Below are 26,261 nucleotides of genomic sequence, written 5' to 3' on the forward strand. Positions count from 1 at the left end.
TTCCAGACAGTTGACTGCGTGCACGCCCTACTCCGCCGTCTGCATTTCCGTCGCAATCACCAGTTCGGCTTGCAGGCCGCCAAGGCGCGCGCTTTGGCTTAGGCGCAACACACCGCCGTGCGCGCGGGCGGCGTCGGCAGCGATGGATAGGCCAAGCCCCACGCCGCTGCCTTTGTTCTGATTGCGCGCTGGTTCCAGTCGCGCAAAGGGTTTCAGCGCCTCTTCGCGCTTGTCTTCGGGGATGCCGGGGCCGTTGTCCTCAATGCGGATGGTGACAGTGCGGCGGCTTTGACTGGCGCTGACCTCAACGGTATCACCATAGCGCAGCGCATTGTTGATCAGGTTTTCCACCGCGCGCTGGATCACCATCTTGCGGATCATCACGCTGCCATTGACCGTGCAATGCGCCAGCGACAGATGCCCTTCCCCATGCGGTGCATCCGCCACCAGATGCGCCAGGAAGGCACAAAGCGGGACTTTTTCGGGGGTCACATCAGCGGCACCGCGGGCAAAACTCAGGAATTCATCCAGCATGCGCTGCATATCGTCGACATCGCGCTCCAGCGGGGCGCGGTCAGCTTCGTCCAAAAACGACAGCCCCAGCCGCAGCCGCGTCAGCGGCGTGCGCAAATCATGGCTGACGCCCGAGAGCAACAGCGTACGCTGTTCTATCTGCCGTTCAATCCGGGCGCGCATGTCCAGAAAGGCGCGGCCCGCGGCCCGCACCTCTAGCGCACCACGCGGATGATAGGTCACATGGTGGCCCCGGCCAAAGGCCTCGGCGGCATCAGCCAGCCGCGTGATCGGGCGCAGTTGATTGCGCAGATAAAGATAGGCGATGAACGTCATCAGCCCGCCAAAGAACACCATATTGACCAGCAGCTGGTGCGGGTTGGAGGCCGAGACGCGCGCGCGCGAAAACTCGATCAGCACCGGGCCAAACCTTGTGCTGGCAAAGGCGCGCACATAGCGATCGTCTGGCAGACGAATGGTCGTGATTTCGGGGATGGCGGCATGCAGCTCGCGCATCACGACGGTGCCGGAAAAATCATACCAACGGCGCTGCGCCGTAATCTCAGCGCGGCTGTCAAACGCCACGGTCAACCCAAGGTGCGGCGCGATTTCTGCAATAGCCGCTTCAGCGGCGCCGCGCGTGTCTTCCTCGTTGATTTCCGAGAGGACCAGCGTCAACTCATTGGCCAGCGAGCGGGTCATCTGCGCGGTCACCCCCTCAAAATGACGCTGAATAAAGACCACGGACACCACCAGTTGCAGGGTCACGACCGGCAGCACCAAAATCAGCGCGGCCCGCCCGTAAATGCCGCGCGGCACATATTTCTTGAGCCAATCAAAGTTCATGTGGCAATCATTGCCGTGTTCACGCGGCAAAGGAAACCCCGGATGACACAAGACAATTGGCAGAGCCGCCCGCGCCCTGGTTCAGTGATCAAGCTGGCCCCGGGGCTGCGCATGATTCTGGCCGACAACCCCTCGCCGATGACCCATTGGGGCACCAACACCTATATTCTGGGGCAGCGCGCGCTGGTAGTGATTGACCCGGGGCCCGATGACCCTGCGCATTTGGCGGCGATCTTAAAGGCGGTTGGGCCGGATCAGCACATCAGCAAGATTCTGGTGACGCACAGCCATAAGGATCATTCGCCCTTGGCCCGCCCACTGTCCGATGCCAGTGGTGCGCCGATTCTCGGCTTTGGCGCGTCAGGGACTGGGCGCAGCGCGGTGATGGATCAATTGGCAGCCGCAGGCCTTGCAGGCGGCGGCGAAGGGATCGATGCAGATTTTGCGCCGGACCAAACGCTGGGGCATGGCGCGCGCGTGGCGTTTGACGACCAAGAGATCACCGTGCTGCACACGCCGGGGCATCTGGGCAATCACCTGTGTTTCGCTTGGGGAGATGTCTGTTTTACAGGCGATCACGTGATGGGCTGGGCCAGCTCGCTTGTGTCGCCACCCGACGGCGACCTGACAGATTTCATGGCCTCGTGTCATATGTTGGCGGCGCGGGACTGGCGCGTCTTTTACAGCGCCCATGGCGCGCCGATCCTTGATCCGGCCGCGCGTCTCGCCTGGCTGATCGACCATCGCAAGAGCCGCGAGGCGCAGATCCTGAAGGTCTTGGCCGCCAGCCCCGCCACGGCCCACACGCTGACAGCGCAAATCTATCGGGATATCGACGCGAAACTCTTGCCCGCGGCAGAGCGCAACGTGCTTGCACATCTGGTTGATCTTTATGGGCGCGGTGTCGTGTCCACGGATCAAGCCATTGATCACAATGCTATTTTTATTGTTGTCTAAAAAATAGCTGCGAAAATGAAAAAAATATTACAGCGCCACTGGACGGCGGAAAATTCGTTGGCTATACGGTGCCTCGTTGATCCGGCGTAGCTCAGCGGTAGAGCAGTTGACTGTTAATCAATTGGTCGTAGGTTCGATCCCTACCGCCGGAGCCAACCTATAATACCGTATTTGTTCCGGCGTAGCTCAGCGGTAGAGCAGTTGACTGTTAATCAATTGGTCGTAGGTTCGATCCCTACCGCCGGAGCCAAATTCCAAGATTTTTCTGACGTTCCTTTAAGGATTTAAAGGCCCAGATTTGGGGCTTTTGGCGGGTTTTCTGCGGCGCGTATTCACAAATGAAGCACGCGCAAACAGAACGCCACAGGAATTCTGCAGCGTTCTTTTGTTTTAAGACAGAGGTTTACTTCCCTTTCTTCAGCGCCTGCATCAGGGCATCCCCCAGCGCGCCGGTGCTGCCAGTGGTCTGTTGCTGCGGTTTACGTGTGGGCTGTTTTCCGCGCGGTTTTGCGCCGGCATTCCGGCGTTCTTGCTGGGCCGCGCCTTTGCCGCCGCTGCGGTCAGGCGCAGCGGTACCAGAGCCGGATTTACGCATACTCAGGCCAATGCGGTTGCGCGGCACGTCCACTTCGGTGACGCGCACTTTGACGATTTGTCCTGCCTTTACAACATCATGCGGGTCTTTGATAAAGCGATCGGCGAGCTGGGAGACATGCACCAGCCCATCCTGATGCACCCCGATGTCGACGAAGGCCCCAAAGGCCGCGACATTGGTCACGGTGCCCTCCAGCATCATGCCGGCTTTCAGATCGCGGATGCTCTCCACCCCGTCGGTAAATTTGGCGGTTTTGAACTCTGGGCGCGGGTCGCGGCCGGGTTTTTCGATCTCTTGCAGAATATCGCGCACCGTCATTTCGCCAAAATCGGCGCTGACAAAATCGCGTGCGTTCAGCTTGGCCAGTGGGCGCGGATCTTGCATCAAGCTGCGGATATCACGGCCACAGGCGGCCACGATGCTGCGCGCGACCTCATAGGCCTCTGGGTGCACGGCAGAGGCATCCAGCGGCTCTGCCCCGTCGCGAATACGCAAGAACCCTGCGCATTGTTCAAAGGTTTTCTGCCCCAGACGCGGCACCTGCATCAGATCCTGCCGCGCGGCAAACGCCCCATGGGCATCGCGATGGGCCACAATCATTTCCGCAAGGTTCAATCCCAGCCCGGACACCCGCGCCAGCAGCGGCGCGGAGGCCATATTGAGATCAACCCCGACCGCGTTCACCGCGTCTTCGACCACACCGTCGAGCGCCTTGGCGAGGCGCGATTGGTCAACATCGTGCTGATACTGCCCCACGCCAATCGACTTAGGGTCGATCTTGACCAGTTCGGCGAGTGGGTCCTGCAGGCGGCGGGCGATGGAAATCGCGCCGCGCAGCGACACGTCCAGATCAGGGAATTCGCGCGCCGCAAGTTCTGAGGCCGAATAGACCGAGGCCCCGGCTTCGGACACCACCACCTTGCTGGGTTTCTGGCCCGGCAGATCGCGGATCACCTCTTCCACCAGACGCTCTGATTCTCGGCTGGCGGTGCCATTGCCCACGGCAATCAACGCAACGCCGTGTTTCTCGATCAAATGCCGCAGGGTCGCCATGGCGCCCTGCACGTCCTTGCGCGGTTCAAACGGATAGATGGTCGCGGTGTCCAGCGCCTTGCCGGTGGCATCCACCACGGCAAGCTTGCAGCCCGTGCGAATGCCCGGATCAAGGCCCAGCACCGCTTTGTTGCCCGCTGGCGCCGCCAGCAGCAGATCTTTGAGGTTGCGCGCAAAGACCGTAATCGCCTCTTCCTGGGCGCGGGCACGCAGATCGCCCATCAGATCGAGCATCATGGTCAGGCTCAGTTTGACGCGCCACGTCCATTTCGCCAGCTTGCGCAGCCAAAGATCCCCGGCGCCCGCGCCCGCAATAGCGAGCTGCGCGGCAATCATATCCTCGATCAGCTGCGTTGCAGCCTCATCGGCGGGGCCGATATCAAGGCTGACGACTTTTTCATTGCTGGCCCGCATCATGGCCAGCGCGCGGTGACTGGGGACAGTTGCCCATTTTTCTGTGTGTTCGAAATAGTCCGAATATTTCGCGCCGCTTTGCGCCATCCCGTCGTTGACGCGCGACGTCAGCACCGCGGTGGCCTGAAGGTGGCTGCGCAAACGGCCCAGCAGATCGGCGTTTTCCGTCAGGCTTTCGGCGATGATATCACGCGCGCCGTTCAGCGCGGTTTTCACGTCCGCCACGGCCTCTGTCAGATAGCCCGCTGCCAAAGCCTCCGGATCGGCGCCGCGGTCCGACAGAATCGCGTCAGCCAATGGCGCAAGGCCGTTTTCGCGCGCGATTTCGGCGCGGGTGCGCCGCTTCGGTTTATAGGGCAGATAAAGGTCTTCGAGCGTTGCCTTGGTGGCGGCGGCATTGATGTCGCGCGCCAGCGCCTCGGTCAGCTTGCCCTGCTCGTCGATGGATTTCAGAATGGTGGCGCGGCGGTCTTCAAGCTCGCGCAGATAGCTCAGCCGCTCGGACAGCGTCCGCAATTGCGTATCATCCAGCCCGCCTGTCGCCTCTTTGCGGTAGCGCGCGACAAAGGGCACGGTGGCCCCCTCGTCCAAAAGCGTGATGGCGGCGGTCACTTGTTTGGCGGCCGCGCCGATGTCTTGCGCAATGGTTTGAACGATGCGGGGGGCGGGTGTTGTGGTCATTTGGTACGTCTTTGGTTGGTGCTGGCCCGAATGGTCCGGCCAGGCGCGCCTTTAGCGCCCCTTGAACAAACCACCCAGTAGGCCGCGCACAATGCGCCGCCCGGTCGTGCCCGTCAATTCCTTGACAACCATTTTTGTCATTTGCTCGCCAAAGCTTTGATCGCTGCTGCTTCTGCGGCTGCTGGAGCGGCCAACCCGGCTGCCCTTGTAGCGCCGCGCCTTGGCAAATTCGCGCTCTTCTTCCGCAAGCCGCTCGGCCTCGGCCTCTTGGGCCTGCGCCTCGGTGGCAGCCTGATCAGCCCGTGATTTCAGGATTTCATAGGCAGACTGGCGATCCTGCGGGGCGTCATATTTTGCGGCCAGCGCGCTTTGCGCCAGAATGGTTTTGCGCGCAGACGCGGCCAGCGGCCCAAGCTGGGAACTGGGCGGGCGGATCAGGGTCCGCTCTACAATGCCGGGCACACCTTTTTTCATCAACATGGATGTCACCGCCTCGCCGACACCGACGTCGCGAATGGCGTCTTCGGTCGAAAAGCGCGGATTGTCGCGATAGGTTTCTGCTGCAAGGCGCAGGTTCTTGCGGTCGCGCGCGGTAAAGGCCCGCAGCGCATGCTGCACCCGATTGCCAAGCTGGCCCAGGATGTCCTCGGGGACGTCAGCCGGGTTCTGAGTGATGAAATACACCCCCACGCCTTTTGAGCGAATAAGCCGCGCCACCTGCTCGACCTTGTCGATCAACGCCTTTGGGGCGTCATCAAACAGCAGATGCGCCTCGTCAAAAAAGAACACCAGCTTGGGTTTGTCCGGATCGCCCACCTCGGGCAGGTCCTCAAACAGCTCGGACAGCAGCCACAGCAGAAAGGTCGCATACAGCCGGGGGGACGCCATCAGTTGGTCTGCCGCGAGGATATTGATGCGGCCCAGCCCGGCGGCGTCGGTCTGCATGATGTCTGCAAGGTCCAGCGCCGGTTCGCCAAAGAATTCGGCAGCGCCCTGATTTTCCAGCACCATCAACCGGCGCTGGATCGCCCCAATGGACTGCACCGAGATATTGCCATAGCGCAGGGCCAGATCCTTGCGGTTTTCCCCCACCCAAACCAGCAGAGCCTGCAAATCTTTCAGGTCCAGTAGCGGCAGCCCCTCTTCGTCTGCCAGACGGAAGGCAATATTCAATATCCCTTCCTGCGCCTCGCTGAGTTCCAGCAGGCGCGCCAGCAACAAGGGGCCCATTTCGGTGATCGTCGTGCGCACGGGATGGCCCTGCTCGCCAAAGAGATCCCAGAAAGTGACGGGAAAGCCCTGATAGCTGTAATCGCTAAATCCGATGGTCTCAGCCCGACTTTGGAAAGCGTCATGCAGCTTGAAATCCGCGCGACCAGCGGCCGCAAGCCCGGAAAGGTCGCCCTTCACATCCGCCATGAACACAGGAACGCCCGCCGCCGAGAGCCCCTCGGCCAGAATTTGCAGTGTCACGGTTTTGCCGGTCCCGGTTGCCCCGGCCACCAGCCCATGGCGATTGGCATATTTCAGGTCCAGATATTGCTTATCGCCATAGCCTTCGCCGCCACCGCCCAGAAAAATCAAATTCTCCACTGCCTGCCCTCTTGCGCTGCTTGTTCTGCAGGTAAAGCCTAGCCGGTTCCATGGGCTGTGCCAATCGGCCGCGCGCGGGGAATTACAGAGACAACCGCGCAAAATTACAGCGAAAATCGCGCTTCGGCGGCCTGTCACATTTTTTTATTATTTCCCGTTGACGGAGAGTTTCTTTCGACGTAGCGTCCTACCCAATGAATAAGTCGGCCAGTCCGACGGGGAGTGTAAGATTAAAAGGGGCCGTCAGGCCCCTTTTTTCATGTCCGCGTTTTTGAGCGAACAAAACCATCCCAAATTTCCTCGGTTCGGGCCGTTTGCGCGAAATCTTGCACAGAACCACCGGGCAGGCGGAATTGCAAAATGACACTCTTTGCGGAACATGATATGCCTTGCGCAAATTTGAAACATTTGGGGGCAAGATGCTCAAAAATATAAACAAAATCCTTTTGACGTCGGTCTTTCTGATGGGGTCCGCCGCGGTCGCGCAAGAGGCCGGCACAGCTGAGGACACACCCGCCGAAGCACCTGCTGCAACGTCAGGTGCCGAAGGTCTGTCCACCGGCCAGGATCTTGCGCAGCAGGCGCCAGAGATCAAAAACGAAGAGATCGGCGATTGGGTTCTGCGCTGTCAGGCGCTTGAGGGTGGCGAGCGGTGCCAGATGTATCAGCTCTTGCGCGATGCGACGGACAATCCTGTGGTCGAGGTCAACTTTTTCCCGGTGGACAACGGTGGCCAGGTCGCGGCGGGCGGATCGATCGTTGTGCCGCTGGAAACCCTGCTGACCGCGCAACTGACGGTCACGGTGGATGATGGTGCGGCCAAGCGCTATCCCTTTGCGTTTTGCACGCCAAATGGCTGCGTGGCGCGCATTGGCCTGACGGCCGAAGACATCGCCAGCTATAAGAAAGGCGCAAAGGCCACCGTCTCTCTGGTGCCGGTCACGGCGCCGGATAAAACGGTTTCCGTTGACATGTCACTAAGCGGGTTTACCGCCACCTATGACAAAATGAACGGTCAGTAATTTCGTATGACAGCAAAATGAAAAAGGCGCTCGTGCTATGCGAGCGCCTTTTTTCTTGTCCGCAGAGCTCTGATCAGACCGCGCGCAGCGCCATCACCGCGTTGAGCCCGCCAAAGGCGAAGGCATTGGACAGCACCACATCCACTTTGGCGTCGCGGGCTTCATTGGGCACAACATCCAGCGCGCATTCCGGGTCCGGCTCTTCATAGTTGATGGTGGGGGCAATCACCCCCTCTTTCAGGGCCATGATGCACGCCAGAAGCTCGACAGCGCCGGTGCCGCCGATCAGGTGGCCGTGCATGGATTTGGTCGAACTGATCATCAACCTGTCCGCGTGCGGGCCGAACACATCGGCGACAGCGGCACATTCGGTTTTGTCATTGGCCGCCGTCCCTGTGCCGTGCGCGTTGATATAACCGACCTCTTCGCGGTTGATGCCAGCGCTTTTCAGCGCGCCCTTGATGGCACGGGCGGCCCCCTGTTTGGAGGGCATGACGATATCGCTGGCATCAGAACTCATCGCAAACCCGGCAACCTCTGCAAGGATATTCGCGCCACGCGCCTTGGCGTGTTCAAACTCTTCAAACACAAAGACGCCTGCGCCCTCGCCTTGCACCATACCGTTGCGGTTGGCAGAAAACGGTCGGCAGCCGTCTTTGGACATCACGCGCAGCCCTTCCCAGGCCTTAACCCCGCCAAAGCACAGCATGCTTTCCGATCCGCCGGTCATCATGGCCGGGGCCATGCCACTGGCGACCATCTGATAGGCCTGGGCCATCGCGTGGTTGGAGCTGGCGCAGGCGGTGGCCACGGTGAACGAGGGACCCCGCAGGTTAAATTCCATCGAAACATGGCTGGCGGCGGCGTTGTTCATCAGCTTGGGCACAACAAAAGGATGCACCCGGTTCTTGCCGTCCTCGTAAACCGTGCGGTAGTTTTCATCCAGCGTCTGCATCCCGCCACCGGAGGTCCCCAGGATCACACCGCAGCGATCGGCCATCTCGCCGTGAAATTGCAGGCCGGATTGCTCCATCGCTTCGCGTGCGGCCACCAGAGTGAACTGGGTGAACCGATCATACAGCGCCATTTGCTGACGGTTGAACAGACCCTCGGTTTCAAACCCGTGCACCTGGCCGCCGATCTTAATGGACAGACGGTCCACATCGCGCAGGTCAAGCGGGCCAATGCCGCTCTTGCCTTCTTTCATCGAAGACCAGGTTTCCTCAACGTTATGGCCGAGGGCGTTGATTGTCCCTGCCCCGGTGATGACGACACGTTTCATAGGGTAATCTTTCGGTTCATCAGAAGCGCAGATCGGCCTGCATTCAGGCCTGCTCTTTCACCAGTTTTTCGATGCCATCAATGATTGAGGCAACCGAGGAAATGTCAAAATCGCTCTCAGTGGGTTCGTTTGCGTTAAACGGCACAGAAATGTCAAAAGCTTCCTCAATTGCGAAAATGCTTTCGACCAGACCCAGGCTGTCGATCCCCAGATCTTCAAGTGTGCTTTCAAGCGTGACGTCGGAGGTTTCCAGCACGGCCTGCTCAGCAATGATCTCGATAACCTTGTCTTTGACGTTCATTTTCTTGTCCTTTCGCCAGAGCTGCACAGTGATTTAGTCATTTGGCGACAGATTTGAAATAGCTTTCTTCAAAGCTGCCACCTCTTTGACCAACCGCGGCAAGCGGCGCAGCCCTTTGTAGGCTTCAATTTGGGTTTCCATTTTCATCGCCGGGGAGCCCAGCATCGCGCGACCACTTGGGACGTTGGACAGCACCGTTGTGGCCCCGCCTGTCACCACATTGTCGCCAATCACCAGGTTGTCGGCCACGCCGGTCTGCCCGCCCAGCACGACATTATTCCCGATTTGTGTAGATCCTGCGACACCCACCTGCGCGCAAAGCAGGCAGTCATTGCCAATCACCACGTTGTGGCCCACCTGCACGAGGTTATCGAGTTTGACGCCATTGCCGATGCGCGTGTCGCGGATGGTGCCCCGATCCACCGTCGAATTGACGCCGATTTCCACGTTATCGCCAATGCTGACCGACCCAAGGCTATGGATACGAGCCCAGTGTTGGGTGTCGGCCGTGACCGATTTGCCCAAAGTTTCGCGGGTGCTTTCCACATGGCTTTTTTCCGGGGTGACAAAGGAAAACCCGTCGCCCCCGATGCGCGCGCCCGATTGGCACCAGAAATCATCGCCGATGGTGACACGGGCCAGCAGGCTGACGTGATCACGCAGGGTGGCCCGTGCGCCCAAGGTGACGTCAACGCCGATATAGCACTGCGGCCCTATGACAGCATTGTCGCCAATCTTGGCGCGGGCCTCGATCACGGTAAAGGCCCCGATACTGACATTCTCACCAATCTCTGCTGTCGGGTCGATAATGGCGCTCGGGTGAATGCCCGGCTGCGTGCCGACGCCCAAATCAAACATCTGGGTCAGCCCGGACATCGCATAGCGCGCGCGCGGCACGGTGATCGCAGCCTCAAGGCCAAAACCCTGCCAATCCGCCCCATCCCACAGGATCGCGGCGCGGGCACCGCCTTGGGTGAGCCCATCGGCAAATTTCGGGTTCAGCGCCAGCGCGATATCATCGGCACCCGCCTCAGCAGGTTCCGAGACACGAGCGACAGACAGATCAACGGCCCCAAAGGCCTGCGCCCCAAGAGCCGTTGCAATTTCTTTGATGGTAAAAGCCATGTCGCCCCCTCAGTTTGGGGCGTGTTTATCCGCCCACCGTACGCAAAGCCACCCCTTCCTGCGCCAAAGCCTGCCAGATCTTGGCGTCACGACCATAGATGTCGCGACGGTACTGCATCGGGCCTTTGGCGTTGGTAAAGGCGGTGCGGTAAATGATGTGCACGGGAACGTGTTTTTCAAGCTCTACCGTGGTTTCACGCCCGGTCTCCAGACGGCTGTGGAAGAAGCCTTTGGGGTTTGCTTCCTGCTTGGACAGCAGCTCATAGGCAAATTCAAATGGTTTGTGCAGACGAATACAGCCATGGCTATAGGCGCGCACTTCGCGCGAAAACAGGTTCTTGGCCGGCGTGTCATGCAGGTAGATATTGTGGCGGTTCGGGAACATGAATTTCACCAGCCCCAGCGCGTTGCTGCGGCTGGGCGGCTGTTTGATCGCAAAGGGGAAAGACGCTTTGGTGAACTGGGTGAAATCGACGCTGTCGCGCCGCACGATGCGGCCGCGCGAGTCAATCAGGTTCAGGTGGCTGACCGCATTGGGGTTGCGCTGCAGCATCGGCAGATATTCTTTGGTCGCAATGGAGCGCGGCACATTCCAGGTCGGGTTGATGACCATATGCTCCATTGTGTCCGAAAACTCTGGTGTCACGCGGTCCTTTGGATTGGCACCGATCACCGCTCGGGTTTCAAACGTCACCTTGTTGTCGTCCATAATCCGCGCGGTGAAATCCGTGAGGTTCACCAGGATATGGCGTTCACCGCGTTCCATATTGGTCCAGCGTTCGCGTTCCAAGGCAACATGAATGGATTGTAGCCGTTTTTGGGCCGATACGTTGAGTTCAGCAATCGTGCCTTTGCCGGCAACACCATCCGGCGTCAGCCCATGGGCCAGCTGAAACTGCTGAACCGCCGCCTGAATGTCGCCGTCATAACGGCTCGCGGCGGAGCGCTTCATATACCCCATGCGCACCAGTTTGTTGCGCAGCTGAGCCACGGCAGCACCGGTGTCGCCCGGCTCCAGCTTGCTGGTCTGAATTTCCGGACCAAAGCCTCCCTTTTGCAGGGTTTTCTCTAGCGTCATCTTTTCTTTCAGCAGGCGCGTATATTCGGGCGAGCTGGGCACCAGCGCCTTGAAATAACGGGTCGCCGGGCTTTTGGCGAAATTCTGCAGGTATTGCTGACGGTCGCGATAGGGCACTTTGCGGACAATCGCAGGGTCAATGCGGCTTGGGGTCAAAATACCTGTCTGAATGTCGCGCGCATAGGTCAGGAAAGTTTTGGACAGCATCACTTCGACACGGCCAAGGTCGCGCTGTGTTTTGGCAGCTCCCAGCTCGGCCTTCAGGACATCAATGCGATAGCGCGCCACTGGCAGGCCATGCATATCGGCATTTTGCAGCGCGCCAAACAAGGCACGGCGACGCTCGGTGAAACTGTTGCCGCGTCCTGTCCACAGCGGGGCATAATCGTTTTGACGGTAAAATGCGGCGATATCTGTGTCTTTGGCGGCGGCTTCGGCCACCGATTGTTTAAAGGCCGTCACCTGCGCTTCTGCCGGTGCGGTGCCAAAGGAAACAAGCGACAACATCACAAACAGAAGTGACAGCGTTTTGGCCAACCTCTGAAAATCAAACATACTTTTAACCCTTATTCGTGCCATTTGCCCAAGCGGCACATGCCGCGCGCTGTATTTTTTCCCATGTGTCAAAGTACAAAGTCCATTCACATTTGAGCGAAGTGATCAGGCGGGCGCAGAGTGATGCCTTGATGCACCGCCTGCCGTGTTCTGAAAGGCAGAAACACCACGTTAAGCAATTTTTCGCCCAAAACGCTTGAATTTGGGAACCTTTTCGAACTTGGACTTGGCGCAAGAATCAAGCTGTGCAATAAACCCCACATCTGGGGATAACATATGTATCCACGTAACATCGTGGGGCAGGACAGCGACGGGACAGGCGCACAATGACGACCTCTACGGGTTTCACGCGACGTGGCGTGATAGGTGCATTTGCAGCAACAGCAGTGATGGCAGCTCCGACTTTTTCCAATGCAGCAGGGCTTCTGCGCGGTGCAGGTGATGTGCGCCGACTGCGGATGTTCTCTGGGCGCACCGGCGAAAGCATCGACACGATCTATTGGATCGAGGGCGAGTACATCAAAGAAGCGGTGAAAGAGATCAACCACTTTATGCGCGATTGGCGTACCAGCGACGTGATCAATATCGATACCCGGACCCTGGACATCATGGCCGCCTCGCATCAGCTGTTGGATGTCAAAGAACCCTATATGCTGCTGTCGGGTTATCGCAGCCCAACCACCAACAACATGCTGCGCAACCGCTCGCGCGGCGTTGCCAAAAATTCCTTGCACATGAAGGGCCAAGCGGCGGATTTGCGTCTGAAATCCCGTTCGGTCAGCCAGATCGCCAAAGCCGCGGTCGCCTGCCGCGCGGGCGGTGTCGGGCGCTATAGCAGCTCTAACTTTGTGCATATGGACTGTGGCACTGTGCGGACCTGGGGTCGGTAAACTCCCTTCTGGCGCAGGACCTACCCCGACAGACGACGCGATCAAAAGGTGCCCAGCGGCGCCTTTTTTGCTTTTCAGCCTATGCATATCGGCACCAGCTGGTGTTTGAATATGTGGGTTTGGCAGCATGAGCAGAGCGGCAGGTCATATCTTTTCGCACGTCAGCGGGCAGTTTTCAGATCAGGCAAAGCGGCTGGGGACCGCATGACAGGCGCTGAACTGATTTCGCAGGCCGCAGACGCCCCCTTCCAAACATCTGCGGCCTGGTCCCCTTTAGTGCGCAAAGCGCGAGCAATCAGGGGCAATCGGCGACATAGCGGTTGCCATACCGATCCTGATAGACACACTGTCCCGGCTGTTGTGCCTTGCCAATATAGCTGCCGGCCACGGCACCCACGGCGCCGCCCACGACAGCACCTTTCACTTCATCACCGTCATTGGCTACGGTTGCGCCAACCGCAGCCCCCGCGGCCGCCCCGACAAGGGCGGATTGTTCGGATGTGGTCTGACAAGCGGTGGTGATCAGAACGGTTGGTAGAACAAGAAATAGCTTTTTCATCGGTTTTTCCTTTGATTGCTCGGGGGACCAACGTGCTGCCTCTCTGTTGGTTCCTCGCCCGCGCGGAAAATTTTCAGCCGACTGCGAAGATCGCCACCATAGGCAGGAAATTGCCTGCTCTGAGCGGGCGCGCGAATATTTCAGGAACCCATTTTGAAGGCGGGTGTTGAGTCCCCGGATGCCGCCACGGTGGCCGCCCGGTGTATTGCGTCACTTCGGACGTCGCCGCGTGTGGTCCACGGCATTGGCAAAAGAAAGAAAGGAAAGTGAAATGAAAATTTTTCGCACCACTGCCCTCGCTCTCGTAACCGCAGCTGTCGCAACCACGGCTTATGCCTATGATGGCACCGTTGCCGAAATTGATGTGAAAACCGAACTCAGCGATTTCGCCAACAGCAACGCCCTGGAATACTGGCCGGATCTGGAAAAAGATCTGAGCATTGCGCTCGCCAACCGTCTGAAGCTGGAAGATGTGCCAAATGGCGACCGTTTGGTTGTCACCATCAGCGACATCAACCTGAATGGCAATCCAACCCTGCCGCAGACTGGTGAATTCAACCAGTTGGAAGGCGCTGTGGTTCTTTATGACTATGGTGATGAAACCCGCGATGCCGACGACAATGGCTCAACCACCATTATCGCCGAGCGTAGCTTTCCGCTGCGTCTGTCGGCAGTCGCCGGTGACGTGATCGCCCCGGCGGACACGATTGTGATCCCGCCAAGTAAGGACGATTTTTACACCGCCCTTGTGAATGGCTTTGCTGACGCAACGGTCGACAACCTCGACTAACAGCGGCGGCAATCGCCCCTTTTGGCAGAGCACCTGCCCTGCCCGACGCCACGTTGCCCTGCAGCGTGGCGTTTTGCTGTCGGCGCGTTTGGATCTGATTCAAAAAGGAAAATGGCGCACCCATGAGGATTCGAACCTCAGACCTCTGCCTTCGGAGGGCAGCGCTCTATCCAGCTGAGCTATGGGTGCCTGCGTGTCGTTATACCGTGCGGAAATTTCCCCGCAAGCGGGAAAACACGCGCTGAGGCCGGATCACGCCAGAAGCTCATGCGCCAATTCCAGCGCATCGACAAGCACGTCAATTTCTTCGGTGGTGTTGTACATGCCAAAGCTCGCGCGGCAGGTGGCGGAGACGCCCAGATGCTCCATCAAGGGGCCAGCGCAATGGTGCCCGGCCCGCACGGCCACGCCGCGCTTGTCGAGAATCGTAGAAATATCATGGGCATGCGCCGCCCCGGCAAGGGTCATTGAGAAAATCGCCGCCTTGCCCGGCGCGTCGCCCTGAATGTTCAGCCAGTTCATGCCGGCAAATTTTTCTCGGGCATAGTCGCGCAGCATTGTTTCGTGGGCGGCGATATTCTCCATGCCGACGTCCATCATATAGTCCAGCGCCACGCCCAAACCGATGGTCTGCACGATGCCGGGGGTGCCGGCCTCAAACTTCATCGGCGGATCGTTATAGATCACCGTGTCTTTGCTGACCTCTTTGATCATGTCGCCGCCGCCAATGAAGGGGCGCATTTCGGCCATGCGCTCTTTCTTGACATAGATCGCGCCGGAGCCGGAGGGGCCATAGAGCTTATGGCCCGTGATGGCGTAAAAATCGCAGCCAATCTCTGTGACATCGACCGGCGCGTGCACTGCCCCTTGTGAGCCATCCACCAGCACGGCAACCCCGCGCGATTGCGCTTCGTGTGTGATGGCTTTGACATCCACCATAGTGCCCAGGACATTGGAACACTGGGTGATGGCGATGAGTTTGGTCTTAGGCGTGATGGCGTCAATGACAGCCTGCGGATCAAGGCTGCCGTCCGCCGCCACATCCACCCATTTGAGAACAACCCCCTGCCGTTCGCGCAAAAAATGCCAAGGGACGATGTTGGCGTGATGCTCCATGACCGACAGGATGATTTCATCCCCTGCCTCAAAGCGCGGCATCGCCCAGCCATAGGCCACCATATTGATGCCTTCGGTGGTGCCGGAATTCAGGATGATTTCATTTTCATCAGCAGCCCCCAAAAACCGCGCAATGGTGCCGCGCACGTTTTCGTATTTTTCGGTCGCCAGGTTCGAGAGGTAATGCAGCCCGCGATGCACATTGGCGTATTCATCGCCATAGGCGCGCGAGATGGCGTCAATCACCACCTTGGGTTTCTGCGCTGAGGCCCCATTGTCCAGATAAACCAGCGGCTTGCCGTTGACCTCGCGCGACAAGATAGGAAAGTCGGCGCGAATTTTGTGAACGTCGTACATGGGTTATCCAACCGTGTTAAAGCCGATGAAAGTCAGCAGCAGAGACAGCACAACCGTCATGCCCAGAATGGACAGGACCAGGTTTGATGCCGCGCGGCCAAGGGAGTCAAACCCCTGCGCCACCTTTAGAAAATTGATCAGGATCCAGAAACCATAAAGATAGGCAATGGTGGTCAAAACGCTGGCCAGCCCCGGTAGGAACACCATCAAAACAAATCCGCCAACCTGAACCGCCACGCGCATCATTTGCAGCCAGCCCAGCAGGGTCAGCACATCTGTGAACTCTGCAATGCCTTTCAGAAAGCGCCCGGCCGAAAACAGCAGACCGGCTGTCGCGGCGATCACCACCAGAAAGGCCGCTGTCAGCATCACCGGGTTGAGCGCAACCAGAAACGCCCCGTCAACCGCAGGCGGGAACATCATGACGGTCACGACCACCATGATTGCATTCAGGATCGAGGCGATGACCGCGAGCTGCCAGGCTTGGCCATTGCCCAGTCGCAGCGCCAGAATCTGCTCGGCCGCTTTCTGCGGCTCAAAAATAGAAGTTTGAAACAGAGATTTAAGCATCACTCACGCGCCCGTTGCAGATGCGGCCTTTGTGGCGGTTTGCAGCCCCGCTGTCCAGAACCAGAAAAAACAGATGAACCCGACCAACCCCACAACGTCATAAAGCGTGCCAGTGCCGATAAAACCGCCAACCAGCCCCCGGAACAAGGCAATCGGCGTGGTCGCCAGCAATGCCCAGAACAGGGCAATGCGGCTGCCATATCCGCTGATCGGCTTGCCCAAAAGGCGCATGCCCCCCTGTGCCAACAGGCTGATGACATAGAAAAACAGCGGCATCATGAACACCCAAAGCAACAGCTGAGAGCCAAGCAGCGGGTTCAGCTCCACCTGATCGATATGGGCGACGCGCGCAAGTTTCGGCCATTGCGCTACAAAGATCACCCCGCAGGCCGCCATCAGCAGTGCCAAGGCGCGATCTTCGCGCGGGCCTCCCGGCAGGCGGCGCGCATAAACCGCGCGCGGCCCCCGGTATGTTGCGAGGATATCGGGCAGGATTGACATCAGCCGCGACGCCGCTCCAGCCAGCCTTCCAGCCGCGCCAGAATGATGCCTGCCAAACCCTCGTCCTCGATCTCATCCACCGCTTCGGCCAGAAAGGCCAGCGTCAACAGATCGGTTGCGATGGGCGCAGGCACGCCGCGCGCGCGCAGATAAAACAACATGTCCTCATCAATCGCGCCCGTGGTGGACCCATGCGAGCAGGCCACATCATCGGCATAGATCTCAAGCTCTGGCTTGGCGAGGAACTGGCTGTCATCATCCAGCAGCAAGGATTGGCTGATCTGATACCCGTCGGTTTTCTGGGCGTCAGGTTTGACCAAGATTTTGCCTTGGAACACCCCTGTCGCGCCGTTGCGCAGCACTTTCTTATAGACCTGACGGCTTTCGCAATTCACCGCATCATGGGTGACAAAAACCGTGTCATCATGATGGAAATCACCATCGCCAACGCAGGCACCTGCCACATGGGCCACAGCGTCATCTCCGGTCAGCTCAATCACACATTCATTCCGCGTCAGAACGCCGTTCACCGTGAGGGTGAAGGATTTGAACGTGCTTTCAGCACCAAGGCGCGCAAACATATGCGTGGCGGCGCGGCGCTCGTGGTCGCGCCCCTGGGCGCGGACGTGGTGGAAGGCCGCTCCATCGGCGATATCCACCTCCAGCACCTCGTTAAAGCGCGCAGCGGCTGGGCCGTTTTCCAGCAGGGTCAATGCCCCGCCCTCTTCCACTTTGATCACATGATGCAACACCGCATCCGAGGCGCTGTCGACATGTTTGTAGATCAGGCTCACGGGCCGGGCGACCTGACCTGTCACGCGGATGACAACGCCGTCGCTGGCCAGCGCGGTGTTAAAGGCCGCCAGCGGGCGCTCCACCGGGGACTGGCCCTTGGCTTCCAACGCACCATAAAGATCCTTGGCCCAATGAATATCGGCCTCGGCAACATCCGCCAGCCGTTCGATGCGCATGGCTTCGCCTGACAGATCATCAGAGGCCGCCGCGTCAAACACGCCATCCACGAACACGACCTTAAGGCGGTCGACTTCGTCAAAAACCGGCGCTTCGCCGTGATTGAACGCCGCCGCCGCAGGCACCTCTTGCTGGGTCAGTGTCTCAGGGCGCGTGTATTTCCAATACTCATCGCGGCGCGATGGCAGTCCCATGGACCGCACGCGCGCCAGCGCATCTTGGCGCAGCGCCGTGATCCAGCTTGCGCCGTCAGCGATGCTGACGCCATCCAGCAGGGCCGACGTGGCCTCTTGTTTGGCTTGCAGCAGGCTCATTATGCGATCTCCGCCAGAATGTCGGCGTAGCCGTTTTTCTCAACTTCCAGCGCCAGCTCTGGGCCGCCGGTTTTCACGATACGGCCGTCTGCCATAATGTGCACCACATCCGGTTTGATGTGATCCAGCAGACGTTGATAGTGGGTGATCACCAGGAAACCGCGCCCTTCAGAGCGCAGCGCATTCACGCCTTCGGAGACCAGTTTCATCGCGTCGACATCCAGACCGGAATCGGTTTCGTCCAAGATGCACATCTTTGGTTCCAGCATCGCCATTTGCAGGATCTCGTTGCGCTTTTTCTCGCCACCGGAAAAGCCGACATTCACCGGGCGTTTCAGCATGTCGGCGTCGATTTTCAGCTTTTTTGCCTTGGCGCGGATCTCTTTCAGAAAATCTGCGGCTGACATTTCTTCTTCGCCGCGCGCTTTGCGCTGTGCGTTCACGGCGGTGCGCAGAAAGGTCATGTTGCCGACGCCGGGGATCTCAACCGGGTATTGGAACGCCAGGAACAAACCGAGCGCGGCGCGCTCTTCGGCTTCCAGCTCCAGCAGATCTTCGCCTTCCAAAGTGGCGCTGCCACCGGTGACTTCATAGCCTTCGCGGCCAGACAGGACATAAGACAAGGTCGATTTTCCAGACCCATTCGGGCCCATGATTGCATGGACTTTGCCCGCTTCCACGGTCAGATCCACACCTTTCAGGATCTGCTTGTCTTCATCTTCAAGTTTGACCTTCAGGCCTTTGATTTCCAACATATTATTTTCCTTTTCCGCCGTCGCGCTGGCGGTCATCTCTTGATTAGCATCTGGGCCACAACCGACCCTAAAAACCCGCTGACGAAACTGGTCGTCAGCACTTGTGTATTTGTCAGCATGGGGGCGATTTGACTGATGACAAAGGCAAAGCCGGCGCAGAAAAGCCCGGTGGTACACGCCGCCATCAACGTCGCCCGCAGCATTACGCCAGCACCACCGCGGTGCCAGAGGCCGAGACCATCAGCATGGATTGTCCGACCACCTCATAATCCAGATCCACGCCGATCACCGCATTGGCGCCTTTGGCGGCAGCGCGTTCTTCCAGCTCGCGCAGGGCGGTATCGCGCGCATCCTGCAGCTTGCTTTCATAGGCCCCTGACCGTCCGCCAACGATATCGGTGATCGAGGCAAAGACATCGCGTACGACATTTGCGCCCATAATCGCCTCGCCCACGACAATGCCGCGGTAATCGGTGATCTTTCGTCCTTCGACAGAATTTGTGGTGGTGATAATCATCTTAGCCCCCGATCCATTTGAACAGCATCATTGCGCCCATCCCCAGCGCGCCAACCGCCGCCGAGGTGACAAAAACCGAGCCGCCAATCAGCCCCTCGGTTTTGCCAGAACGTTTGCGGATGCTCAGCCCAATCATGCTGCCAAGCGCGCAGCCAAGCCCAACACCCAATGAGGCTTGCATCAATTGTTGCAACTCACCCATCAGCCTACGGAGCCTTCCAGAGAAATGGCCACAAGCTGTTGCGCTTCCATGGCGAATTCCATTGGCAGCGCTTGCAGCACTTCCTTGGCAAACCCGTTGACGATCAACGCCACGGCTTCTTCTTCGTCCATGCCGCGCTGGCGGCAATAGAACATCTGTTCATCATCCACCTTGGATGTCGTGGCCTCATGCTCCACCCGCGAGCTGTTGTTTTTGACTTCGATATAGGGGACCGTATGCGCCCCGCATTTATCGCCGATCAACAGGCTGTCACATTGGGTGTAGTTGCGCGAATTCTTGGCCTTTGGGTGCATCGACACCAGACCGCGATAGGTGTTCTGCGCCACACCCGCAGAAATGCCTTTGGACACGATGCGCGATTTGGTGTTTTTGCCCAGGTGGATCATCTTGGTGCCGGTGTCGGCCTGCTGATGATTGTTGGCAATCGCGATCGAATAAAACTCGCCCTGGCTGTCATTGCCGCGCAGGATGCAGGACGGGTATTTCCAGGTCACGGCAGAGCCGGTTTCAACCTGCGTCCACATCACTTTGGCCCGATCGCCCCGGCAATCGGCGCGTTTGGTCACAAAGTTATAGATGCCGCCGTTGCCGTTTTCATCGCCGGGGTACCAGTTTTGAACGGTGGAATATTTCACCTCGGCGTCTTCTTCGATGATGATTTCCACCACCGCCGCGTGCAGCTGCGTTGTGTCGCGCTGCGGGGCAGTACAGCCTTCGAGATAGCTGACATAGCTGCCCTTGTCCGCGATGATCAGCGTGCGTTCAAACTGGCCGGTGTTTTCAGCATTGATACGGAAATAAGTCGACAGTTCCATCGGGCAACGCACGCCCGGTGGGATGTAAACGAAGGACCCGTCAGAGAAAACGGCGCTGTTCAGCGTCGCATAGAAGTTGTCGGACACCGGCACAACCGAGCCAAGGTATTTCTTCACCAGCTCCGGGTGTTCTTTGATCGCTTCGGAGATGGAGCAAAAGATCACGCCAGCCTTTTTCAACTCAGCCTGAAAGGTGGTGCCAACTGAGACAGAGTCAAACACCGCATCAACCGCAACCTTGCGGCCTTCAGCAGGGGCATCTTCTGCGCCTTCAACCCCAGCGAGGATCATCTGTTCTTTCAGCGGAATGCCCAGTTTCTTGTAGGTTTCCAATAGCTTGGGGTCGACGTCATCCAGCGATTTGGGCTTTTCTTCCATCGATTTGGGGCGAGCATAATAATATTGGTCCTGAAAGTCGATTTCAGGATAGTTGACCATCGCCCATTTCGGCTCTTCCTTGGTTTGCCAGCGTTTGAACGCTTCAAGGCGCCATTCGGTCATCCATGCGGGTTCTTCATTCTTTTCCGAGATCAGACGCACGATATCTTCGTTCAGACCTTTCGGAGCGTACTCCATCTCGATCTCGGTTTCCCAACCGTATTTATACTTGCCACCGACCTCGCGGACAGCATCGACCGTCTCCTGATCAACGCCTTCCTTGACGTCCGTATGTTCCATCGTGGCCATCTGCGTCTCCTTTTGTCACGCCGCACGGGCGCGGAATTTTTTCCATTGGGTCAACCATTTATCGGCAAACCCTACAATGTCCTGTTCGCTTGTTTGCGGACCAAGGCTGACCCTGATCGCGCTGGACGCCACCGGGGCGTCATATCCCATTGCCGTCAGCACCGCGCTGCTTTTGACCTTGCCTGAAGAACAGGCAGACCCTGCAGAAATCGCGTAGCCAGCCAAATCCATCTGCATGACTTGGGTCTCGCCCTTCCATCCGGCAAGGGCAAAGCAGGAAGTATTGGGCAGGCGCTCTGCGCCTTTCCCGGCGATGATCACGTCGGGTGCGCCATCGGCGATGATCTCTTCCAGCTGATCGCGCAGGGTCGCGACGCGGCTCCAAACGCCGCTATCCAAATCCGCCTGCGCCGCCGCCGCCGCCGCGGCGAACCCGGCGATGCCAATGGTGTTTTCGGTCCCGGCCCGGCGCCCCATTTCCTGCCCGCCACCCAAAAGCTGCGCCGACACCTCGGTGCCGCGTTTCACCACCAGCGCGCCAATGCCTTTTGGGCCGCCCAGTTTATGGGCTGATATCAACGCCATTTCCGCGCCAAGCCAATTGAAAGCGACCGGCAGTTTGCCAAAGGCCTGCGTCATATCCGTGACCGCCAGACCCTGTGGAATATCCTGCACAACCCCGGTTTCGGAATTGGCCAGTTGCAGCGTGGCGCGTGCGGGGTCTGCGACGGTCACGCGACCCTCGGGGTCCACCGCCAGATCTTCGCGGATCCAATGCCGGACGGCGTCATGTTCCACCGCCGCGCCTTGCAAATCGCGCCCCTTCAGGGCCAGCGCCGCCGCTTCGGTTGCGCTGCTGGTAAAGATGATATCCGCCCCATCTGCCCCCAGCGCGATGGCGATGGTCTGCCGTGATTTTTCGATCAGCGCCTTGGCGGCCCGCCCTTCGGCATGCACCGAGGACGGGTTGCCCGCGACATCCATGGCCGCGATCATTGCGGCGCGGGCCTCAGGCCGCAGGGGCGTTGTGGCATTGTGATCCAGATAGACCCTCATTCGCAGTCATCCACCACAGCAAAGAGCGAGGGCACAGCCGGACAAGGCGCCAGATCATTTTCAACCACATCCGACAGCCGGGTCTGATGCAGGAACACGTAAACATGGGCGGATAGGCCTTCCCACAGACGGTTCGCCATCGATTGCGCCCGCGAGCCAGACTGCGCGCCAGAGGCACCCGCCCCGGTGTGCAGCGCCGAGACGGTTTCATCGACCGCAGAAAGGATATCGACCACCCGAATCTCGGATGCGGGCCGCGCCAGACGGTAGCCGCCGCCCGGGCCGCGCACAGATTCAACCAAATTGGCACGCCGCAATTTGACAAACAGCTGCTCAAGATAGGCCAGAGAAATGTCCTGACGCGCCGAAACTTCGGATAAAGTCACAAGCTTTTCAGTCGGTTGCAGGGCAATGTCCGCAAGGGCAACAACAGCGTAACGGCCTTTGGTCGACAGTTTCATAGCCTTCGCCCCTTCGCGAATTGATTGACCTTGGACGCCACAAAGCTTAGATCGCTAACAGCGCCGCTGGAATATTGTCCAGCACAATAATTAGAACCGTTCTAAGGTGCCTGAGCAAATTCGTCAAGAAACTGCTTTCGCCTGACTGAAGGAGACAGGGACGCTTATGCCCGAGGTCATTTTTCCCGGACCCGAAGGCCGCCTAGAAGGCCGCTACCACCCCCAAAAAGACCGTGACGCACCGATTGCAATCGTGCTTCATCCGCATCCGCAGTTTGGCGGGACCATGAACAACAAAGTGGTCTATAATCTGCACTACGCCTTTTACAACATGGGCTTTACCGTGTTGCGCTTCAACTTTCGAGGTGTGGGCCGTAGCCAGGGTGAATATGATCAGGGCATCGGCGAGCTGAGCGATGCCGCCAGCGCGCTGGATTACCTGCAATCCATGAACAACAACTCCAAACATTGCTGGGTCGCTGGCTTTAGCTTTGGTGCGTGGATTGGCATGCAGCTTTTGATGCGCCGCCCGGAAATCACCGGCTTTATCAGCGTGTCGCCCCCGGCGAACATGTATGACTTCAGCTTCCTTGCGCCCTGCCCGTCTTCGGGCTTGATCATCAATGGCACCGCCGACCGTGTGGCCCCACCTGCGGACACCACCGCGCTTGTGAACAAGCTGCATGAACAAAAAGGCATCACCATCACCCACAACCAGATTGAGGGTGCCGGCCACTTCTTTGAAGAGCCGCATATGGATACGATGATTGGCGATGTCTCTGACTATGTGAAACGCCGCCTGACCGAAAACACCCGCTGATCGAGGTTGCGCATGAGTTATGTCGAAGGCTTAGGGGAAAAACTGGCACGCGATGTTTTGGCCGTTCAGGCCGAAACCGGCGATCTGAATCTGGTTCAGGAAATCGCCGATGTGCTGGAAGCCTCGTCTTCGACATTGCACGAAGCCTTTATGACAGCCGTGCGCGTTTATGACGCCGAAAAACGCGCACGTGGGGTTCTGGATGCCAAGCTGAACGCAGCCCTCAAGGCGGCACAGTCACAATGAGTGATGCGCGGCTTGCGCAGCAACTGGCGTTTCTGACCGAAATCGATAAGCTGAAATCTGTCGTGCGCGCCACGCGACTCTGTGATGGCACGCGGCGCGAAAATTCGGGCGAGCACTCCTGGCATATCGCCATGTATGCGATGGTTCTGGCGGAACACGCCAATCGGCCCGTCGACATCAACCGCGTTATCAAGATGCTGCTCATTCACGACATCGTGGAAATTGATGCGGGTGACAATCCAATCCATGGCAATCACGACGTTGCGCAGATGGAAGTCATCGAACAGGCGGCCGCAGATCGCATTTTTGGTCTTTTGCCGACTGATCAGGAACAAGAATTCCGCGCGCTTTGGGATGAATTTGAAGCGGCGGAAAGCAACGATGCGATCTTTGCGAAATCTGTGGATCGTGTTCAGCCTTGCGTTTCAAATTTGGAAGTCGGCGGTGCTTCTTGGATTGAATACAATGTTTCGTATGAACAAGTGGAGCAAAGAGTGGGTGTCAAAGTCGCCAAAGGTGCCCCCGCCCTTTGGGCGTATCTGCAGGCACGTATTCGCGCATGGTTTGACGCCCGCTAAGCAGCGCGCCACCATGCCAGCCGTGCATATTTTTGCCACCGATTTGCTCTGTCATGTCCCTCATCCGGCGGCAGGCGCAGTTTATGCTGGTGTTTTTCAGCCAGTCGCGTTAGGGCGCGCGTGAACAGACATGAGGCAGGCCAAGATGGACCTTCGCAATATCGCGATAATCGCACACGTTGACCACGGCAAAACCACGCTGGTGGACGAGCTTTTGAAGCAATCCGGCGCATTCCGCGCCAATCAGGAAGTGGCCGAACGCGCCATGGACAGCAACGATCTTGAGCGCGAGCGCGGCATCACGATCTTTGCAAAACCCACAAGCGTTGAATGGAAAGGCACACGGATCAACATCGTGGACACGCCCGGCCACGCAGATTTCGGCGGCGAAGTTGAGCGCATCCTGAGCATGGTTGATGGTGTTGTCCTGCTGGTGGACGCGGCCGAAGGCCCGATGCCACAAACCAAATTCGTGACCTCAAAAGCGCTGGCGCTGGGTCTGCGCCCCATTGTTGTGCTGAACAAGGTCGATAAGCCCGACGCGGAACCTGACCGCGCGCTGGATGAATGTTTTGACCTCTTTGCCTCGCTGGACGCCACCGAAGATCAGCTCGACTTCCCGCATATGTATGCCTCTGGCCGCTCTGGCTGGGCGGATGCAGAGCTGGACGGCCCGCGCAAGGATCTGCACGCGCTGTTCAACCTGATTGTGAACCACGTGCCAGAACCCAAGCAGATCAAGCGTCAGGGCGAAGATTTCCGCATGCTGGCCACCACGCTGGGCTCTGACCCGTTTGTGGGCCGCATCCTGACCGGCCGCGTAGAAAGCGGCACGTTGAAAGTGGGCGCAACCGTTCAGGCCCTGAGCCGCGTTGGCCAGAAGATTGAACAGTTCCGCGTCACCAAAATTCAGGCCTTCCGTGGCCTTTCGCAACAGGACATCGAAGAGGCGCAAGCCGGCGACATCGTGTCGATTGCGGGCATGTCCAAAGCGACCGTGGCCGACACCATCTGTGCCCTTGCCGTGGACGAACCACTGGATGCGCAGCCGATTGACCCGCCCACCATTACCGTGACCTTTGGCATCAACGACAGCCCGCTGGCGGGCCGTGATGGCAAGAAAGTGCAGTCGCGCGTTATCCGTGACCGCCTTTATAAAGAAGCGGAATCCAACGTTGCGATCAAGATCGCCGACACCCCCGGCGGCGAGGCATTCGAAGTGTCAGGCCGCGGCGAACTCCAGATGGGTGTTCTGATCGAAAACATGCGCCGCGAAGGCTTTGAGCTGTCAATCTCGCGCCCGCAGGTGATCATGCGCGAAGAAGACGGCCAGAGAATTGAGCCGATCGAAGAAGCCACCATTGACGTGGATGACGAATATTCCGGCGCGGTGATCGAAAAACTGACCGGCGCGCGCAAAGGCGAGTTGGTGGAAATGCGCCCAGCCGGTGCGGGCAAAACCCGCATCATCGCCCATGTGCCCTCGCGCGGTCTAATCGGCTATCACGGCGAGTTTCTGACCGACACCCGCGGCACCGGCGTTCTGAACCGCGTGTTCCATGGCTGGGCCCCCTACAAGGGCGCCATCCCGGGCCGTCGTGCGGGTGTGCTCATTTCGATGGAAAACGGCACCTCGGTGGCCTATGCGCTTTGGAACCTTGAAGAGCGCGGCAAGATGATGATCGGTGCGCAGGCAGATGTCTACACAGGCATGATCATTGGTGAGCACAGCCGCGAGAACGACCTTGAGGTGAACCCGCTGAAAGGCAAAAAGCTGACCAACGTGCGGGCCTCGGGCACAGATGATGCGGTGCGTCTGACCACGCCGATGACCCTGTCGCTGGAAGAAGCCATCGCTTACATCAACGATGACGAACTGGTCGAAGTGACGCCAAACTCGATCCGCCTGCGCAAGCGGTATCTGGACCCACATGAGCGCAAGCGCATGGCAAAATCTGCCTGAATTCAATGATTTGACCTTGGGGCAACGCCCCAAGGTGCAATGAGTATTTGGAAAAA

At 58.6% G+C, this 26,261-nt stretch carries 26 protein-coding genes and 3 tRNA genes; 10 read left to right on the plus strand and 19 right to left on the minus strand.

The window, feature by feature from the left end; genetic code table 11:
* Window positions 1-27 precede the first annotated feature (27 nt).
* On the minus strand, window positions 28-1,359 hold the full coding sequence (locus N6L24_RS03030) for an ATP-binding protein (RefSeq protein WP_271843158.1): 1,332 nt from the start codon (window positions 1,357-1,359) through the stop codon (window positions 28-30).
* A 42-nt stretch (window positions 1,360-1,401) separates the two neighbouring features.
* On the opposite strand from N6L24_RS03030, the gene N6L24_RS03035 reads away from it, so the two are divergent.
* The 3 genes from N6L24_RS03035 (at window position 1,402) to N6L24_RS03045 (ending at window position 2,566) form a co-directional block, all read left to right on the plus strand.
* Window positions 1,402-2,316: an MBL fold metallo-hydrolase gene (locus N6L24_RS03035; RefSeq protein WP_271843159.1), complete on the plus strand. Its 915-nt coding sequence runs from the start codon at window positions 1,402-1,404 to the stop codon at window positions 2,314-2,316.
* An 80-nt stretch (window positions 2,317-2,396) separates the two neighbouring features.
* Window positions 2,397-2,471: transfer RNA gene (locus N6L24_RS03040), tRNA-Asn, on the plus strand.
* Between the two features lie 20 nt (window positions 2,472-2,491).
* Window positions 2,492-2,566: transfer RNA gene (locus N6L24_RS03045), tRNA-Asn, on the plus strand.
* Between the two features lie 153 nt (window positions 2,567-2,719).
* On the opposite strand, the gene N6L24_RS03050 is transcribed toward N6L24_RS03045, so the two are convergent.
* Window positions 2,720-5,059, minus strand: a complete 2,340-nt coding sequence (locus N6L24_RS03050) for a Tex family protein (protein ID WP_271843160.1) — start codon at window positions 5,057-5,059, stop codon at window positions 2,720-2,722.
* Between the two features lie 51 nt (window positions 5,060-5,110).
* Window positions 5,111-6,652 carry a helicase HerA-like domain-containing protein gene (locus tag N6L24_RS03055; protein ID WP_271843161.1) on the minus strand — a complete coding sequence of 514 codons (1,542 nt, stop codon included), beginning with the start codon at window positions 6,650-6,652 and terminating at the stop codon, window positions 5,111-5,113.
* Window positions 6,653-7,071: 419 nt separating this feature from the next.
* Here N6L24_RS03055 and N6L24_RS03060 point away from each other — a divergent pair, with 419 nt between their 5' ends.
* Window positions 7,072-7,674, plus strand: a complete 603-nt coding sequence (locus N6L24_RS03060; RefSeq protein ID WP_271843162.1) for an invasion associated locus B family protein — start codon at window positions 7,072-7,074, stop codon at window positions 7,672-7,674.
* A 73-nt stretch (window positions 7,675-7,747) separates the two neighbouring features.
* On the opposite strand, the gene N6L24_RS03065 is transcribed toward N6L24_RS03060, so the two are convergent.
* From N6L24_RS03065 to N6L24_RS03080, 4 genes are read right to left on the minus strand one after another with little or no spacing between them, the layout of a single operon-like run.
* Window positions 7,748-8,956, minus strand: a complete 1,209-nt coding sequence (locus tag N6L24_RS03065) for a beta-ketoacyl-[acyl-carrier-protein] synthase family protein (protein WP_271843163.1) — start codon at window positions 8,954-8,956, stop codon at window positions 7,748-7,750.
* A gap of 43 nt (window positions 8,957-8,999) precedes the next feature.
* The gene (locus N6L24_RS03070; RefSeq protein WP_271843164.1) at window positions 9,000-9,257 is read right to left on the minus strand and encodes an acyl carrier protein; all 258 of its coding nucleotides are present in this window, start codon (window positions 9,255-9,257) and stop codon (window positions 9,000-9,002) included.
* Window positions 9,258-9,290: 33 nt separating this feature from the next.
* Entirely contained in the window at window positions 9,291-10,382 is a 1,092-nt protein-coding gene (lpxD, locus tag N6L24_RS03075) for a UDP-3-O-(3-hydroxymyristoyl)glucosamine N-acyltransferase (protein WP_271843165.1), read from the minus strand.
* 25 nt (window positions 10,383-10,407) lie between these two features.
* Complete coding sequence (locus N6L24_RS03080) at window positions 10,408-12,015, minus strand: L,D-transpeptidase family protein (RefSeq protein ID WP_442872571.1); 1,608 nt, start codon at window positions 12,013-12,015, stop codon at window positions 10,408-10,410.
* Window positions 12,016-12,341: 326 nt separating this feature from the next.
* On the opposite strand from N6L24_RS03080, the gene N6L24_RS03085 reads away from it, so the two are divergent.
* Window positions 12,342-12,905: a YcbK family protein gene (locus tag N6L24_RS03085; RefSeq protein WP_271843166.1), complete on the plus strand. Its 564-nt coding sequence runs from the start codon at window positions 12,342-12,344 to the stop codon at window positions 12,903-12,905.
* A gap of 295 nt (window positions 12,906-13,200) precedes the next feature.
* Here N6L24_RS03085 and N6L24_RS03090 read toward each other — a convergent pair whose 3' ends face one another.
* Window positions 13,201-13,464: a glycine zipper 2TM domain-containing protein gene (locus tag N6L24_RS03090; protein WP_271843167.1), complete on the minus strand. Its 264-nt coding sequence runs from the start codon at window positions 13,462-13,464 to the stop codon at window positions 13,201-13,203.
* A gap of 271 nt (window positions 13,465-13,735) precedes the next feature.
* Between N6L24_RS03090 and N6L24_RS03095 the strand changes: the two genes are divergently transcribed.
* Window positions 13,736-14,254 carry a hypothetical protein gene (locus tag N6L24_RS03095; protein ID WP_271843168.1) on the plus strand — a complete coding sequence of 173 codons (519 nt, stop codon included), beginning with the start codon at window positions 13,736-13,738 and terminating at the stop codon, window positions 14,252-14,254.
* A 112-nt stretch (window positions 14,255-14,366) separates the two neighbouring features.
* Here N6L24_RS03095 and N6L24_RS03100 read toward each other — a convergent pair.
* The 11 genes from N6L24_RS03100 to N6L24_RS03150 all read right to left on the minus strand — a co-directional run bounded on the left by N6L24_RS03100 (window position 14,367) and on the right by N6L24_RS03150 (window position 22,598).
* Window positions 14,367-14,443, minus strand: a tRNA-Arg gene (locus N6L24_RS03100).
* Window positions 14,444-14,506: 63 nt separating this feature from the next.
* Window positions 14,507-15,727, minus strand: coding sequence for a cysteine desulfurase (locus N6L24_RS03105; protein ID WP_271843169.1), 1,221 nt, complete (start codon window positions 15,725-15,727; stop codon window positions 14,507-14,509).
* Window positions 15,728-15,730: 3 nt separating this feature from the next.
* Entirely contained in the window at window positions 15,731-16,297 is a 567-nt protein-coding gene (locus N6L24_RS03110) for a YIP1 family protein (RefSeq protein WP_271843170.1), read from the minus strand.
* 3 nt (window positions 16,298-16,300) lie between these two features.
* Window positions 16,301-16,798 (minus strand): YIP1 family protein, encoded by a 498-nt coding sequence (locus tag N6L24_RS03115; protein WP_271843171.1) that lies wholly within the window; start codon window positions 16,796-16,798, stop codon window positions 16,301-16,303.
* Window positions 16,798-18,084, minus strand: a complete 1,287-nt coding sequence (locus tag N6L24_RS03120; protein WP_271843172.1) for a SufB/SufD family protein — start codon at window positions 18,082-18,084, stop codon at window positions 16,798-16,800. Before N6L24_RS03120 ends, N6L24_RS03115 begins: the two co-directional genes overlap by 1 nt.
* Window positions 18,084-18,839: a Fe-S cluster assembly ATPase SufC gene (gene sufC, locus N6L24_RS03125; RefSeq protein ID WP_271843173.1), complete on the minus strand. Its 756-nt coding sequence runs from the start codon at window positions 18,837-18,839 to the stop codon at window positions 18,084-18,086. The genes N6L24_RS03120 and sufC overlap by 1 nt, the downstream gene beginning before the upstream one ends.
* A gap of 202 nt (window positions 18,840-19,041) precedes the next feature.
* Window positions 19,042-19,356: a heavy metal-binding domain-containing protein gene (locus N6L24_RS03130; protein WP_271843174.1), complete on the minus strand. Its 315-nt coding sequence runs from the start codon at window positions 19,354-19,356 to the stop codon at window positions 19,042-19,044.
* Between the two features lies 1 nt (window position 19,357).
* On the minus strand, window positions 19,358-19,558 hold the full coding sequence (locus N6L24_RS03135) for a hypothetical protein (RefSeq protein WP_271843175.1): 201 nt from the start codon (window positions 19,556-19,558) through the stop codon (window positions 19,358-19,360).
* A complete protein-coding gene (sufB, locus tag N6L24_RS03140; protein WP_271843176.1) occupies window positions 19,558-21,081 on the minus strand; it encodes a Fe-S cluster assembly protein SufB in 1,524 nt (507 codons plus the stop codon). The genes N6L24_RS03135 and sufB overlap by 1 nt, the downstream gene beginning before the upstream one ends.
* Window positions 21,082-21,096: 15 nt before the next feature.
* Complete coding sequence (locus N6L24_RS03145; protein WP_271843177.1) at window positions 21,097-22,137, minus strand: cysteine desulfurase family protein; 1,041 nt, start codon at window positions 22,135-22,137, stop codon at window positions 21,097-21,099.
* On the minus strand, window positions 22,134-22,598 hold the full coding sequence (locus N6L24_RS03150; RefSeq protein WP_271843178.1) for an Rrf2 family transcriptional regulator: 465 nt from the start codon (window positions 22,596-22,598) through the stop codon (window positions 22,134-22,136). Before N6L24_RS03150 ends, N6L24_RS03145 begins: the two co-directional genes overlap by 4 nt.
* A gap of 166 nt (window positions 22,599-22,764) precedes the next feature.
* On the opposite strand from N6L24_RS03150, the gene N6L24_RS03155 reads away from it, so the two are divergent.
* The 4 genes from N6L24_RS03155 to typA all read left to right on the plus strand — a co-directional run bounded on the left by N6L24_RS03155 (window position 22,765) and on the right by typA (window position 26,205).
* Window positions 22,765-23,418 (plus strand): alpha/beta hydrolase, encoded by a 654-nt coding sequence (locus tag N6L24_RS03155; protein WP_271843179.1) that lies wholly within the window; start codon window positions 22,765-22,767, stop codon window positions 23,416-23,418.
* 12 nt (window positions 23,419-23,430) lie between these two features.
* A complete protein-coding gene (locus N6L24_RS03160) occupies window positions 23,431-23,664 on the plus strand; it encodes a hypothetical protein (RefSeq protein ID WP_271843180.1) in 234 nt (77 codons plus the stop codon).
* The gene (locus N6L24_RS03165; protein ID WP_271843181.1) at window positions 23,661-24,242 is read left to right on the plus strand and encodes an HD domain-containing protein; all 582 of its coding nucleotides are present in this window, start codon (window positions 23,661-23,663) and stop codon (window positions 24,240-24,242) included. The genes N6L24_RS03160 and N6L24_RS03165 overlap by 4 nt, the downstream gene beginning before the upstream one ends.
* A 145-nt stretch (window positions 24,243-24,387) precedes the next feature.
* Window positions 24,388-26,205 carry a translational GTPase TypA gene (typA, locus tag N6L24_RS03170; RefSeq protein ID WP_271843182.1) on the plus strand — a complete coding sequence of 606 codons (1,818 nt, stop codon included), beginning with the start codon at window positions 24,388-24,390 and terminating at the stop codon, window positions 26,203-26,205.
* Window positions 26,206-26,261: the final 56 nt, after the last annotated feature.

Origin of the sequence: Cognatishimia sp. SS12, assembly GCF_028369055.1 — a bacterium.
Classification (GTDB): Bacteria; Pseudomonadota; Alphaproteobacteria; order Rhodobacterales; family Rhodobacteraceae; genus Cognatishimia.